Annotated in this window: 7 protein-coding genes and 1 pseudogene; 5 read left to right on the plus strand and 3 right to left on the minus strand. The window is 37.2% G+C overall.

The features are described from left to right. The first annotated feature begins 357 nt into the window (after window positions 1–357). Window positions 358–3,039, plus strand: a complete 2,682-nt coding sequence (locus ACE1OF_RS07445; RefSeq protein WP_448893643.1) for a TonB-dependent receptor — start codon at window positions 358–360, stop codon at window positions 3,037–3,039. A 222-nt stretch (window positions 3,040–3,261) separates the two neighbouring features. Here ACE1OF_RS07445 and ACE1OF_RS07450 read toward each other — a convergent pair whose 3' ends face one another. Together ACE1OF_RS07450 and ACE1OF_RS07455 are read right to left on the minus strand one after the other, a co-directional pair. Then, window positions 3,262–5,247, minus strand: a complete 1,986-nt coding sequence (locus tag ACE1OF_RS07450) for a glycoside hydrolase family 97 catalytic domain-containing protein (RefSeq protein ID WP_448893644.1) — start codon at window positions 5,245–5,247, stop codon at window positions 3,262–3,264. A 67-nt stretch (window positions 5,248–5,314) separates the two neighbouring features. Continuing rightward, a complete protein-coding gene (locus ACE1OF_RS07455) occupies window positions 5,315–8,101 on the minus strand; it encodes a TonB-dependent receptor (RefSeq protein ID WP_448893645.1) in 2,787 nt (928 codons plus the stop codon). A 355-nt stretch (window positions 8,102–8,456) separates the two neighbouring features. Here ACE1OF_RS07455 and ACE1OF_RS07460 point away from each other — a divergent pair, with 355 nt between their 5' ends. The 4 genes from ACE1OF_RS07460 to ACE1OF_RS07475 all read left to right on the plus strand — a co-directional run bounded on the left by ACE1OF_RS07460 (window position 8,457) and on the right by ACE1OF_RS07475 (window position 15,660). After that, window positions 8,457–8,654: a LamG-like jellyroll fold domain-containing protein gene (locus tag ACE1OF_RS07460; RefSeq protein WP_448893646.1), complete on the plus strand. Its 198-nt coding sequence runs from the start codon at window positions 8,457–8,459 to the stop codon at window positions 8,652–8,654. A 330-nt stretch (window positions 8,655–8,984) separates the two neighbouring features. Beyond that, on the plus strand, window positions 8,985–9,659 hold the full coding sequence (locus tag ACE1OF_RS07465) for a PEP-CTERM sorting domain-containing protein (RefSeq protein ID WP_448893647.1): 675 nt from the start codon (window positions 8,985–8,987) through the stop codon (window positions 9,657–9,659). Window positions 9,660–9,663: 4 nt separating this feature from the next. Continuing rightward, complete coding sequence (locus ACE1OF_RS07470; protein WP_448893649.1) at window positions 9,664–13,290, plus strand: LamG-like jellyroll fold domain-containing protein; 3,627 nt, start codon at window positions 9,664–9,666, stop codon at window positions 13,288–13,290. Window positions 13,291–14,079: 789 nt separating this feature from the next. Continuing rightward, window positions 14,080–15,660 (plus strand): carboxylesterase/lipase family protein, encoded by a 1,581-nt coding sequence (locus ACE1OF_RS07475; protein ID WP_448893651.1) that lies wholly within the window; start codon window positions 14,080–14,082, stop codon window positions 15,658–15,660. Here ACE1OF_RS07475 and ACE1OF_RS07480 read toward each other — a convergent pair. After that, a pseudogene (locus ACE1OF_RS07480) lies at window positions 15,654–16,039 on the minus strand (IS1595 family transposase); the annotation flags it as partial. The gene ACE1OF_RS07475 and the pseudogene ACE1OF_RS07480 sit on opposite strands and share 7 nt — an antisense overlap. Window positions 16,040–16,161: the final 122 nt, after the last annotated feature.

Consider the following 16,161-nt stretch of genomic DNA (forward strand, 5'->3'; position numbering starts at 1 on the left):
AATTTCTCTACTATAATATTGTAGCCCCATATAATAAATGCAACTGCTCGCTTGAAGCTAACTTATTTAAAGGCAGTGAGTAAATAAACATTTTGTCAAAGAATTAAGCTAATCATTATAACTTCGAAAGATGTTCTTTCGGTAAAATTGCCCATTAAAAAACGCAGTCATGGCTGCAAATTGTAAAAACATTCATATTCAGATTTTTTGTAATAATAAAAAACTTTGTTGCCTTATTTGTATTACAATACTACTATAGTATTGTAATACGCTGGATGGGTTAATGAGTTTAGCTTGATCCGACATAGCAAAAATATAAAAAAAATATATGTCTATCAATATGAAAAGGGGAAAGTAATGTTCAAAAAAAGCATAATCAGTTCATCAATTGCAATGGTATTTTCACTTGGCTGTGGCCAAGTATTTGCTGCTAATGACGAAGCTGGTCAAGAAAAAAATGCAGTTGAAGTAATAGAGGTTCGAGGCGTAAAAGCCAGTATTATCTCGGCACGTAACTTTAAAATGGAATCAAATGATATTATTGATTCTATTGTTGCTGAAGATATTGGTAAGTTACCTGATAACAGTGTCGCTTCAGCAGTACAACGTGTAACAGGCGTACAGGTAAGCCGTACAAATGGTGAAGTAGATCAAGTATTAGTCCGTGGTTTACCAGATGTTGTGACAACAATGAATGGTCGCAATGTTTTTACCACAACCGGTCGTTCAATTGCATTAGCAGATATTCCAGCTGATTTAGTATATAAAATTGATGTTAAAAAATCACAAAGTGCCTCTGATCATGAAGGTGGTATTGCAGGCGCGATCGACGTGCAATTACGTCGTCCATTTGATTTTGACGATGGTTTTACTGCAGCGGGTGGTTTACGTTATGAATATAGCGATAAAGCAGAGTCATGGAATCCAATTGGTAGTGTAACCCTTAACAATAACTGGGAATCTGATGCTGGTAAATTTGGTGCTTTAATTAGTGTCTCTCATCAAAACCGTGATTTTATGGATCAAGTTAACTTCGTTACAGCACCAAATGTTTTGCCAGACTCCGTTGTTAATAACCTCAATTCAGCGACGCCAAATATTCCAGGAGAAGCTTCTATAGCACCTAATGTTATTGGTGGTTATTTCCGTTATGGTGACCGTACTCGTGACTCAATTAATGCTTCATTTCAATGGGCACCTACGTTAGATAGTAGCTATTATTTCGATTTTTTCTCGGTCGATTATGAGCAAAATAACGAACAAAACTTTTGGGTACCACTTCCTGATTGGGGTGGTTGGGGAGCAGGTTATGTTGATTCATACAAACCAGGTACCAACGTAGCGCAGTCATTTGTTCGTCCAGATAATGCCGGTACAATTACCAGTAACCAATCGTTTAGCAATGTATCAGATACTAAACAATATGCTATTGGTGGTAAGTGGTACTTAGATAATTTGACGGTAAGTAGTGATTTATCATATACAGACAGTACAGCCAGTAATAAAGGCTTTATTCTTGATTTAGCTTTTTTTGCTGACAATATTACTTATGATTATTCAAAAAATGGCTCTGGTGTTTCTGATGTAGATATTCGTAATGCTGATGGTTCTACTTATGACATGACCGATTTAAGTATTTATGAATTACTGACGTTTTTTGACCAACATAGTCAACAAGAAGGGAGTGCGATAGATTGGACTCTTGATGCAAGTTATCAACTTGATGATTCATGGATCACTTCAATTGACTTTGGTACTCGCTTAAGTAACCGCAAAGCATTTAATCAAGAGGCTGATACAGGTGGTCGTGGTAATCAATCAGGAGCCCGTGTTCCTTTGACCGATTTTTCGGGTATGGAAAGTTTTACACCGACAGGCTTTATGTCGGATGTTACTCAACTAAATAATACCCAATGGTTAACACCTGATGCGGATTATTTATTAGAAAACCGCCGTGATATTCGTGAAGCGATGGGCTATTCACCAGAAGATCCTGAATTTTTACCGGCTCGATACTACGATAATACCGAAAAAAATTACGCCGCATATATTCAAGCCAATTTTGCACATGAAATTAATCATATGCTACTTGAAGGACGAGCTGGCCTACGTGTTGTTCGTTTAGACACAGAATTAAACGGCAATACTATTAATGATGGCGTTGCGTCGCCAATTACCGTTGATACGTCAGACACGTTAGTTTTACCTTCTGTTAATTTACGTTTGCAAGCGTTTGACAATGTTTATTTCCGTGCAAGTTATGGTGAAACAATTTCTTTACCTAACTTTGCTGACTTGAATCCAGGGGTTAGTTACTTTAGTCCATCTGAAACCTCGTCATCGTTCGGTACTGGAGACGGTGGTAACCCTGAGTTAAAAGGGGTTGAGTCGGTAAATTATGATTTATCTGCTGAGTGGTACTTTGATGAAACAAGCTCTGTAACTGCTGGTCTTTTTTATCGCGAAATTGACGGTTATATACAATTTTACAGTAATCCAGAAGTTGTTAATGGCACAACATATAATGTAACCCGCCCTGAAAATACCGGTGCAGGTACCCTTGAAGGCGTTGAATTAGCTTATACGCAATTTTTTGATAACTTACCAGATTTGCTGCAAGGTTTAGGTGTTCAAGTTAATGCGACATTCTTAGATGGTGAAACTGAAGGCCCTGATGGTGAAATGCAGCCGTTAGTTAATATCTCTGATAAATCATATAATGCGGTATTAATGTACGAACGTGGTGATGTTTCAGCGCGTTTAGCTTGGAACTGGCGTAGTGAATGGTTTGGTAGTTTCAATGCGGCAGGTGCTCAACCAGGTAGCTCTGTTGTTCATGATTCTATACAATCATTAGACTTTTCTGTTTCATATGATTTAAATGAAAATGTCACCTTGTCATTTGATGGTACTAACATCACCGATGATGAAGCAACCGATTATTTTGGTGGTGATTCGTCTGCCGATGCTACTTTGTATCCACGTGATACTTATATTCGTGATAGAACATTCTCATTAGGTGTTCGTGTTCGGATGTAAATAGCTAAGCAGAGTTAATAGTTTATTTATTAAACTCAATAAAATGTTAAAAGGCAGATCGTAATGATCTGCCTTTTTTATTATTTCAAAAAATAGAGGGTAATTGAATGTTCAACTCCCATCTATATTGGTTTAAACTTTTTTAATCAGTCACTTAACAAAAAACTTAGAAAGCTTAACATTACGAGTTCGTAATGAATTGAAGTAGATGATTAATAGACCTTACTTCTTTACTTTAATGACAAAACCATCACTACCATTTAGTTTTATGGTTGTGGCTTTTGAAAGCTCAAGTGAATCATTCAACATCTCACGCTCAGTTTTTCCTGAGTGAATATATTGCGCAGATTTTCCGTTTAAAAAGCTTAAATCTAGCGTTAATGTTTTTTCAATATTTTCACCGTTAATACCGGTAATGTACCACGTGTTTTCAAAGCGACGGGCAAATACCGCTAATTTTCCAGGGTAACCAGCAATAAATTTAGACTCATGCCATTGTGGTGGTAAATTTTGTAAAAAATGTTTAATAAACTCAGGCACATTTTTCATACCATTAGGTGTTTCGACAATATGTTGAATACCAGAAGTAAATAAAACCGTTTGTGCTAACCCAAAACTGTTTGACGTTTTACGCTCAATACTTGGAATATCATTAAAGGTCGTTGGGGTAAAATCCATTGGATCAAACAAATTACGAGTAAAGGGCAACATCGCACTATGACTTGCTTCTAAATCAGCATTTTCTTGGAAAAAGGTGATCATTTCAAAGCCTTTAATGGCTTCAACCGTTAACAGGTGAGGGTAAGTACGTTGCCATCCGCGTGGTAAGGTTGCGCCATGAAAGTTCACTAATAATTTATGTTTAGCGGCATCTTGTAATATCTCATGATAATAGTTAATCATTGATTGGCCATCACCCGCAAAGAAGTCAATTTTAACCCCTTTAATCCCCATGCTAGCTAATTTTGCAAATTGTTCATTACGTAGTTTAGCAGTTAATAACTGACCTTTAGGTGAATATGGGGTAATGTTCCAGTCACCTGATGAGTTGTACCACACTAACACACCAATATTTTTAGTGGCGGCATAATCAACTAATTCTTTTAACTTTTTATCACCAATTTTTCTATCCCAATCTGCATCAACTAAGGTGTATTGCCAGTTCATATCAGCAGCGTGATCGACAAAGGCTTTTTGAATAGGGTAGATGGTGGCATCGTCTTTTAATAAGCCCCAACTCCATGATGAAACGCCCGGTTTAACAAAGTCAGTATCAGTAAGTGTTGAAGGCGCTGCTAAGTCAGTACCTAAGGTACTGTTTGCTACGGTGGCTAAATCGCCAATGGCAATAACACGCCAAGGTGATATTACAGGTAAGTTACCTTTTGCTAATAAATCGCCCTTTACACCATCATTAATATAAACTTCTGCCGCCATTGGTTGACCTATTTTATACTCGCCATTAGGCGATTGGGCTTGTAGTCTTGAGGCATGAAAATCAGCGGTAAGGTTGGCTTCAGTAATAGCAAACCAAGTGTCTTTGTGCTCGCCAGTATTAAATAAGGCTGGAAATACCCAGCCTGCCGATGAAGGTGATGCTTGGCCAACAGGGATGGCTAGTTGATAATGTTCTTCATAAGACGGATTGGTATTTGACCAACCTGTTTGAGCGACAGCAATAGGTTGTAACCATGCTGTTGAGTCAGCTGTAAATGCAAAACTGGTGCTTTCTTCAATCATTGATACTTGGGTAGTTTTACTATCATCGTTATCAGCTAATACCTGATAACGAAAAGCAACACCATCATCAGAGACTCTAAAAGTAATGCTAAGTTTTTGTTTTTCAGTATTTTCAAAGGTGTAGGTTTGCTCATTTGCTTGGTAAGTTACCTCACGTTGTTTACCAGTAAATAAATGATATTGCTCGCTAACAGTAGTTATACCTGAGGTTGAAATTAAGTTTAATCGAGTCGATAAGTCACGATCAGTGAGCTTTATACCAAGCGTTGATGCTTTTAGTACAAGGTTAGTGCTTCGGCTGATTTGATACTTCGCTTGCTGCTGAGTATCAACAAAAACCTCAATGGCTAATTCACCATTGGGGCTGGTTAATTTCTGGATATTAGTTGTCTTAATATTATCGCTACTGCAGGAACTGATAAGAAAAATAAACAGTAATGGCGTTATTGATAGTGTTATATATTTCATTTTTTATCTTATTTTAGTTAAAAAAAAACCCGTAATAAAACGGGCTTTTTAAAGATTATATTAGTAATTACATTGAGTAACGTACACCTAAAGCAAAAGTACGACTGATTATGCTATTACCAAAGTTATGCGTGTTTTGATTACCTTTACCGTAATAACTTTGTGCTAACTCATTGGCTAAGTTAGTTGCATCAAATGTAACGGTTAAATTTTCTGAAACATCATAGCTTAATTGGAAGTCTACACTGGTTTCAGGACGACGCCATACTTGTAAAGGGTTTGCGAATAAAGCATCTTCATTGTTATTAAAGAATGCTTCGCGATAAACGTAAGATAAACGCATATCAAAGTTTTCTTTTTCATAAATAAATACTGTGCTGTATGAGCTATCAGATACACCTGGTAAATCACTTTTAAAACTTCTTGTGATTTCACCTGCTTCATTCGTTTCAAATAACTCTTGTGAAGAAGATAACGAAGTGTAACTTGCTTGAATACCAAAACCATCAAGTACTTCAGGTAAATTTTCAGGGAAGTATATCAAGCCAAGTTCAAAACCTGTTAACTCACCATCAGAAGCGTTTGATGGTTGACTAACTACATAATCATCAGCATCGATATCGGCATCGCCAGCATAGAATTGACGATTACGAAATGGCACAACAAAACCTTCAATTTCACGTTTGAAAAGTGTCCCGTAAACAGAGCTTGAATCGGCAAAATACCATTCGGCCGCTAGATCAATGTTTTTAGATTCTGTTGGTTTAAGGTTTGGGTTACCGCCATCACCAGTACCGTAGCCTACGTTGGTGATATCTTCATTGTAATTAATATTGGCATTTAATTGAGCAAAACCAGGGCGACGTAGTGTTTCACCATAAGTTAAGCGCAAGTTAATATCGTCAGTAATGCCGTAACGAATCGCAAAACTAGGTAATACCGAATTAACACTTGCGCTATCTGTGGTTGTAGCATCAACGCCAATGAATGTCATGTCTGTATCCGCTTTAACGTAACGCACACCTACCTGGCCGTCTAATGGGCGGCCATTAATTTCAGTGGAAAAATCTGACATTACATAAAGTGATACTTGTGTCTCATCAATCTCAAAATTCTTTTCTAAAGCGCGTTCAGATAAACCATAGGTGTTACGAATATCAGCTGTGTTACCAAATAAATAATCAGCATCAGCAACAATCCATGTATCATTAAACCCTCTTGCTTCACTGAAAAAACCACTGGTAGTCATGATTAACTCTTCGCTAAAGGTGCCGTCAGTAATATGCTGGGCTAAATTCCCACCTAAAAATCCGTCTTGACCACGGTCTGATTCACTCGCTTTACGCTTATCAACATTAAGACCAAACTTAAGGTTTTGTAACCAGCCCATATCATCAAAAACATATTCACCATCAGCTGTCCAAGTTAAGGCGCTACCTTTATTCTCCGTGCCGCTATCATAGAATTGAGCCACATTCCACAGCGCTGCTTGAGCAATATTACTCTCGTCAATGTCAGTCGCAGGATTATCTATATAAGATAATGCAGGTAAACCGTCACTTTCGTTAAAATCAACATCAATTTGGTGATGTGTGCCATCAAAGCGCATGCCAAGAAATTTATCTTCAAATGTTGATTTTTGATAAACAATTTCAGATTTTAATGAAAGGTTGTTACTAAGTTCCCAGTTACCTCCTAAAGCATAAACATAACTATCCGTTTTTGCTTCAAGACTATCACCACTCATAAAGGCATAGGGGTTATTGACTAAACGTTCTTTTACGATGTTAGTGCCAGGGAATAATTCTGGTGTAGGTAAACTACCGGCGTCGCCCCACCAATCTGCAAATGAAAACTGTAATGAGGTAGTCTGTTTATTGCGATAACCGTTATAAAAAGCTTCAAAAATGTATTCAGAACTGTCATTCGGCGCATATTGTAAAGCAATATTTGCTGCGGGGCGTTCACGCGCACCAGTAACATCAGCACCAAAAATAGCATCACGTCCTAATAAATAAGCTACATCTTCACCATTCAGTGGCATAGTTGAACCTGCTGCTGAAGGTAAACCTGCTTCTGTACCTGCTTGCCAACCAGAGAATAAACGTTCTAACGGTCCAAAGCCGCCGCCTCCCGCTTGTGTAACAAATGGTACCATTGCTCCAGGTGTAATTGATTGGTCACGGTAATTTGTTTCGGCATATGAAACGTTAATTAAGGCACCGAATTCTGAATTAGCACTAAGATCCCAGCGATCAGATAATAACATGCTTACATTAGGATCATTTTCACCCGCTTCTTCTTGACGGATCATGCGTGCAGCAACCACCACTTTACTATCATCAAAATTAAATGGGCGGTTGGTATGAATGTCAATAACACCAGCAATACCACTTTCAATTAAATTAGCAGAGCGTGTTTTATATATATCAACACCACGTAATAAACTTGCAGGAACATCTTGTAATGCAACACTTCGACCAGAAGCAGTAAAAATATTACGACCATTAATTGTAGTCGTTACATCATTTAAACCACGAATAGAAACAGTTGATACTTCACCAGCACCACGGTCGGTAACTTGAACACCTGTTACACGTTGTAAAGCCTCAACTACGTTGTTGTCTGGAAATTTACCTATGTCTTCAGAAACAATAGCATCAACAAGTTGTAGACTTTGACGCTTGATATTTAACGCGGCATTTAAGCTAGAACGTAAACCTGTGACTTCAATAACTTCTATTTTTTGTTTTTCTGCTTGCTCAGTAGTGTTTTCTTCAACTTCAGCAGCATAAAGTGATTGGCTAGCTAAAGCACAAAATATTGCTGTAGCTAGATGTGTTTTTTTAAACATGTTTGTAATCCCCATTAGATAATTTACTCCGTTAGTATTCTTATATCTAGTTTGACGGAGTGGTAATTAAGTTTTTCATTTGGTTTATCATTGACCAATTTTTTTAATTTGTTTGGATCTATAAACAAATTTTTAATAGTCTAAAATAATATTATTGTATGATGAATAAGGTTGTCAACCTGTTAATTTAATAAAAGTGTATAAATTATAGAAACTTTTATTATTTCATAATCTTGTATGATGAAATTGTTTTTATTTTAAAATAGTAAAATTATTATTCAATTATTAACTTGACATTACATAATGGTATTATTGTATGATAAATGTGTTTTGTTGAGCAGAGATAGGAATTTAAATGGCTAAATTAAGTTTGATAATGATGATAACTACAAGTGTTTCCATTGCTGATTTATTTTCTACAACAACAGGTAATTTTACCTTAGGTGTGAATTACTGGGATACCCCATTTGTTGGCTTGATTGACGAGTTAAGAATATATTCCAATGCAATCTCATCAGCTGATGTTTCAGCTTTATATAACGAAAGTAACTAATTAACTTATGTCGAATTAAACGCTAGAACGGTACTCTAAAATGCCCTTCTAGCGTTGATGTTGTAACTGTTTATCCATCAATTATATGGTTTTAGGAGTTACTTAATGCACTCGGAGAAAACTACTTACTTTATGAAAAATATAAATTATCTGTAACTTAACCAGTAAATTTACTTAGTAAGCAAGACGAAGTATTAACAGCATAAATGAATCGTATTACTTTAATACCTTATTTTGGTATGGCGAGATTTCTTTGTCTTTAATTTATATTTTTCATGGAGTAATCATTCATGATTCAAAATTAAAATAAAAAACTACAAGAGGATAATAATGAAAATAACAAATAAAAAATTCCGCCTATTCAGTATTACTTACCTAATACTTGGCTTAATGACAAGCCAATATGCTCAAGCTAATGTGATTAATAGTGACTTTGGTAGTGCTTTTGATGACTGGCAAGGAGAAGTGATTACTTATAATTATGGCATACCCGGTGATACTGAAAGTTCTGGCGATATTTTTGGCAGCTTTGCTGATAATTTTGATACATTAGCAAATAGTGCAACGGTCATGACAACATCTGATGAAGAGAATGACTATTGGAGCGTGGTATTATTTCAAGACTTCACTGTTAATACTGTTACAGCAGGTAGCCGACTAACCTTGTCGCTTGATGTGAGTTTTAATTTAACAAATTCTCTTTATGATAATGTTTTTGCACAATTATTAGATTTAGATGACAACTTATCGGCGATAGATTTAACCAGCGGCGGTGATTTTGATATTACCGCATGGCATGGTGCTAATGCGACAATTCAGTTCGGTGTTGTTGATGGTGACTATGACCTTTTTGACTCACTTACAGTATCAAATTTAAGCATTACAGAAACATTCGCTGAAGTACCTGAACCGGCAACAATGTTTATTTTTCTTGTGGGTGTGGTTGCATTAATACGTAAGCGTTGTGCTATAAAATCCTCTTTTTTTACTAAAAGAATGGGGTAATATTATGAATATAAAATTAGCACCTGCTGAAATTAAGAGTCCTTTCATTACTCGTTCTTTTATCGCCTTATTTATGTTTACTTTTTGTCTGCTCATTAGCAGTATGAACACTTATGCTACTGATGGAGAGTGGCTAACTGTTAATGATGCAACTATTGAACAAGGCAATCGTTTTTATCTTCGTGGTACGGGTTATTATACCGATAATACTATTGTTATGGATGGCGCAGAGGTCACTGAGCAATTACGACTTGTGGTAACGAGTAGTAGTTTTGCAGTGCTCAACGCTGATGGCGTTAATGCCAGTGGCTTACCATATTTTGACTTGGTTGATCCAAATATTAGTACTCGTATTATTTTCGAACGTGCGCGCGGTGCTTTTAGTTATACAGTTCAGTTAGAGAAGTTTGTTTTACCGTTACCGCCAGCACGTCCGAGTGTTGATACCGCTATAACGTTAAATGATTATGGCGTACATGATCCGTCAGTGATTAAAGTAGATGATACTTACTATGTTTTTGGTTCTCATTTAGCCGCAGCAAAAACAACCGATTTAATGAATTGGCAAGCGCTGCATGAAGGCGATAATTTTACCAATGGTCTTTTATTTTCACCAACCTATGCTGATGCATTACCTGAAGCTATTGATTGGACCGGCGGCTTTGTTGGTTCATGGGCTTCTGATGTAATTCAGTTAACGGATGGTAAATTCTATTTCTATTATAACCATTGCGGTAATCCAGGTTCAGGTGAATGTAATATGCCGCATTCATATTTAGGGGTTGCGGTTTCTGACAATGTAGAAGGGCCTTACGTCGACAAAGGTATTTTTCTTAAATCAGGTACTTTAAGCAGCGTAACTGCTGAAGACTTACCTGACGGTATAAATAGTTATGTTGATGGTCAAATGCCAAATGCTATTGACCCTAATGTGTTTTATGACAAAAACGGTGGCTTATGGATGATCTATGGCTCGCATTTTGGTGGTATTTGGGTACTTGAAATGGACGAAGCTACGGCTATGCCAAAACCAAATCAAGGTTATGGCACACGTTTAACGGGCGGTAATTTTTATGCAAACGAAGGTTCGTATATGCTTTATAGTCCGATCAGTGATTATTACTACTTATTTACCTCATTAGGTGGTTTTAACTCTGATGGTGGTTATAACATGCGTATATCTCGTTCACGTACACCAAATGGCCCATTTTTTGATGCTGATGGTTTTAACATGGCTGATGTTTGGGGTGATCCGCAAGAGCATGGTGTGAAATTAATGGGGGGGTTTACTTTTGTTGCACAAGCGGGTGATGAAGGTGGTAGCCAAGGCTATTTATCGCCAGGTCATAACTCTGCTTATTATGATGAAGCGTTAGATAAACATTTATTAATTACCCATACACGTTTTCCTAATCGTAGTGAAGAGCATGCTATTCGTGTTCATGAAATGTTTATTAATGAAGATGATTGGTTAGTTGCATCACCACATCGTTATGTACCAATTAACGGTGATACAAATGTAAATACTGATGATTTAGTCGGTAATTATCGTTTTATTAATCATGAACATGACACTAATATAGCAGCGAAAACATCGGTTTATATCAGGCTAACCGCTGACGGCCAAATTACCGGTGAATATACGGGTACTTATACCGTTTCTACAACTGAGCCAAGTAATATTAGTTTACAGCTAAATAGTCAAAGTGGTTTTGCTGGTGGCACCTTCAACGGTGTTGCTCAATGGCAATATAACGATGTTTTAGGGCAATTAGTGCCTACCTTTACAGCACTTTCTTCTGATGGTATTTCAGTGTGGGGATCACAATTACCACATAAATCAACCGCAGAACTATTAACCGTTATTGCTGATAGCTTAACGATTAAATCAAGCGTTAATACTACCAAAATTAGTTTACCAACTCGTGCAACTCGTGGTGGTACAATTACTTGGCAAAGTTCTCATCCACAAGTAGTAACATCTGATGGCACGGTTATACGTCCATCGGTTGGCGAAGCAGATGCCGTGGTAACATTAACCGCCTTGATTGATGTTAATGGCGAACACGTTGAAAAGGTATTTGTTGTTACTGTAAAAGCTAAACGCGTTTATAATCGTGTTGCTCAATTTAATTTTGAAAATAACTTAGTTGATCATTTAGGTGGATTTGCTGATGCGACACCAGTCTTGGGCACGCTAGGTAATTTAGGTGGTATTATTGCTTACTCAGCAGGGGTTAATGGCCAAGCGGTAATGTTAGATGGCACAACCGGCGTTCAATTACCTGATAATTTGATCACTAATTATCAATATACCGTTTCTTTTTGGATCAACCCTACGACTATCAATGGTTTTACCCCCGGATTTTTTGGTGCAGCTTCAACCAGTGCTTGGTTAAGTTTTTTACCTGAAAGCTGGGACGAAAATACGATGCTATGGAGTGGACAAGCGTGGTTTGACGGTAGTGCAGGTGAGCGAATTTTAGTAGATCAATGGACGCATATGGCTTTTTCGGTTGATAACGGTGTGGTGAAAGTTTACCTCGATGGCGTAGAAAAGTTTTCTGGTGGTACTATTGCCGATTTATTTTCTAATAGCCCAAGTGTTTTTGGCTTAGGGGTTAACTATTGGGATTTACCTTTTAATGGGTTAATTGATCAACTTGCTGTTTATGATACGAATTTATCGCTTGATGAAATTATTGCTTTAGATATTGAGCAATTAAGTAATGCTGAGTTATTAACTCGAGTTGCTGATCAAATAAATTTAGGCAACATTAGTGCGGTCACTGAAAATATAACCTTACCTAACGCCGGTGATTTTACGGCTGTGATCACGTGGTCTTCATCAGATAACACAAGCGTAAATCATTATGGTCAGGTGACACGTCCTGAGGTTGGTGAACCTGACAGTAATGTGACTTTAACCGCCACGATAACTATTGGTGCTGAGCAATTAACACGTGATTTTGAATTGGTTGTTAAATCATTAGATGCAGAGTCATCGGCTTTAGTTGCTCATTATAGCTTTGATAATCACTTAGTTGAAAGCACAGCTAATTTTTCTGATGCGAATATAATTGGTGCAATGATCGGCACTGTTGGTGGCAATGAAAGTTATAGTGCCGGTGTGAATGGCCAAGCATTGTACCTTGATGGTAATACGGGGGTTTCTTTACCTGATGGTTTAATTTCTAACTATCAATATAGTGTTGCTTTTTGGGTTAATCCAACATCAACGTCTGTTCATACGCCGATGTTTTTTGCGGCGAATAATGGTGACCAATGGTTAAGCTTTTTACCACAAAATTGGTGGGATGGCGGCACTACGTTATGGAGTACAAATAGTGGTGCTTGGTTTAATACTCAAACGGCAGCACTTACGTTAGGTCAATGGTCACATGTAGCTTTTACGGTTGATAATGGTTTAGCTACTATGTATATCAATGGCGTTGAAAGTACTTCATGGACAGGTTTAACCGATTTATTCACTGGGCAAGATTCAACGTTTGCTTTGGGCGTAAATTATTGGCCTGACTTACCATTTAACGGTTATATTGATGACTTTAAAGTGTTTAATGAAACATTAGATACGGCTGAGGTTGCTAATTTAGCAATAGCTGCTGAATAAGGCTTTTCTATTCAATTACAAAATATCAAGGCTCTACTTATGTTTAATGAGTTGCGCCTTTTTGTTCTAGCTTCTATCGTGAAACTACAATTGTAATACGTATGATTAATTTATATGTTATGTTTCTAATAATAAGTGCCTATTTATTTATGATTTTATTATATAAACATAATCTAATTTCTATATTTATGGAGTGAAATTTCATGTTTAAGGGTAAAAATCATAGAGTAGGCTTGAAAAGTTTGATACCACTTTTGTTATGTTTAACACCATGTATTAGTTTTGCACAAGCAGAGCGGTTTAAGTTATTGATAACGGCGGTAATGGCCCTTATCACGCTATTGCGGTAACGGAAGATAGTTTTAAAAATTATGTGGTTTATCGACCTGAAAATATGAAGGCAGCGGTAAAAATAAATGGGTAAGCTGCCACTAATGCCGTTCACCTTACGTGAACGGCATTAGTGCACGTGCCAATTGTTTATCTTGCTGGTGGTTCGTTTGTTCGTATGGCAATTAAGTGGCTAGGTTGGCAGCTAAAACAAAAAATGAAAATGCTAAGATATTTTTAAATAATAAATTAGCGCAATTTCCTAGCTGGACGATGAAAGCTAAAAACTTTTAACTTGGCAGAGATTAATGACAGAAAAAAACGCGTTAAGTATTACTTAGAAAAGTCATTTATATAAAAACTATTTATATTAAGACTATAAACAAAAATAGACATAAAAATCACGTTATTGTTGATATTAATAATCAACGAGAGAAATAAATAGATGGAGTTTTTTAAATGAAAAAAATGGCCTATTTGAGTGCGGTAACTTTATTATTTGTACTTGGATCTTTTACAACGCTTGCTCAAGACCTTAAGAAAGCACAAGTCATGGTTGAACAGGGCATCATTCAAGGCACTACCGAAAAAAATTTAACCGTTTTTAAAGGCGTACCATTTGCGAAACCGCCAGTAGGAGAACTTCGCTGGAAAGCTCCGCAACCGGCTGAAAAATGGCAAGGTATAAAACATACTACACAATTTGCACCGGCACCAATGCAAGCAGGCGAGCCAGCTTCGGGTAAAAGTGAAGATAGCTTATACCTTAATATTTGGACACCTGCGAAATCTTCAGATGAAAAAATACCGGTTTTAGTGTGGGTTTATGGTGGCGGCTTTAGTTTTGGCTCGTCGTCAGATCCTATTTTTGATAGTCGTCATTTGGCTAATAAAGGTGTGATAGTGGTAACGATAGCATATCGTGTTGGCCAGTTAGGTTTTTTAGCACACCCAGAGTTAAGTGCTGAAAGCCCAGAAAAAGTATCGGGTAACTATGGTTTACTTGATCAAATAGCTGCGTTGAAATGGATCAATAAAAATATTTCGGCTTTTGGTGGTGATCCAACTAAGGTGACTATTGCTGGTGAATCAGCCGGTGGTATTTCGGTGAGTATGTTAACGGCTTCTCCGTTAGCAAAAGGTTTAATTCATGGAGCAATTTCTCAAAGTGGTGGTTCTTTTGGACCAACACGAACCATTAATTACCCCGGTGAAAATATGTCGTTATTAAGTCAAGCCGAGTCTGAAGGTGTTGACTACGTTAAACAATTTGGCGCATCATCAATTGCCGAGTTGCGGGAGATGAAAGCTGAAAAATTTATTCCCAAAGGCTGGTCTTTACCCGGCGGTTGGCCAATTGTTGATGGATATGTGATCCCTGATGATCAATATAAATTATATCAGCAAGGAAAATTTAACGATGTGCCGGTATTGGTTGGTTACAATTCAGACGAAGGTGCGAGCTTTGTTTGGAATAAAGATCCTAAGCCATTTTTAGCAAGTATAACAACACGTTTTGGTAAATATGCGCCAAGCTTACTTGATGCGTATTCCATTCCTAAAGATAGAATATCGCGTTCAGCACGTAATTTAATACGAGATGCTGCTTTTGGTTGGCATACTTGGAGTTGGGCAAAGTTACAATCACAAAAGGGAACGTCACCGGCCTACCTTTATTTTTTTGACCAACACCCTGAATATCCCAAAGGCTCAGATAAATATGGTTATGGCTCACCTCACGGCCAAGATATCGCCTATGTATTTCAACATTTAGATGTGAATAATCCAGACACAAGTGAAGTAGATTTGGCTCTTTCTGAGTCAATTGCGACTTATTGGACCAATTTTGTTAAGTTTGGAAACCCAAATGGAAAATATGTACCTAATTGGCCTTCATTTAATAGTACATCACAAGAAGTTATGTATTTCCAGCAAGGCCCGAAAGTGGGCTCTATGCCTGATAAAGAAGCACTTGAGAGCTTAGATGAATATTTTCAATGGCGTCGCACTACAGAAGGCGAAAAATGGGGAAATAAGTAACTAAATAGGTATTTTCCTGATACATTATGAAATATACCTAACAAAAATGTTTTTAAATTAGCTAAGGCTATGTGTACCCACGGTAGCCATTCATCAACTAAGTAATTCGGTGTTCATAGTGTTGTGTTTAGTCAATAATATTTAATGCAGGCAATACATCAGAATGAGCTACTTGACCTCGTTTGCCTTTGTGTATACCGCCAAAAAGCGCATCATCTAGCTCGATTGTGCCACTTAATTGATACAAGCTATCTCTGTGCCCCATAGCCCGTCTAAGTTTCTTTAAATAAGCCTCGCAGTTCGCCTAATTGACTTCGATTAGTTTACTTAGTCTCAGCGCTGATATACTCCCTTTATTTGAGCCAAGAAAATAGGTAGCCTAATACCAATTTGATTAAATTTCTTCCCAACTCAGAGCTTCATTAGCGAGCTTAGAACAAGGAAAATTGATTAAACATAGTTACTCTATATTTCTTCAATTTTGTGATGTTATCAGTTTGC

Source organism: Colwellia sp. E150_009 (assembly GCF_053543955.1).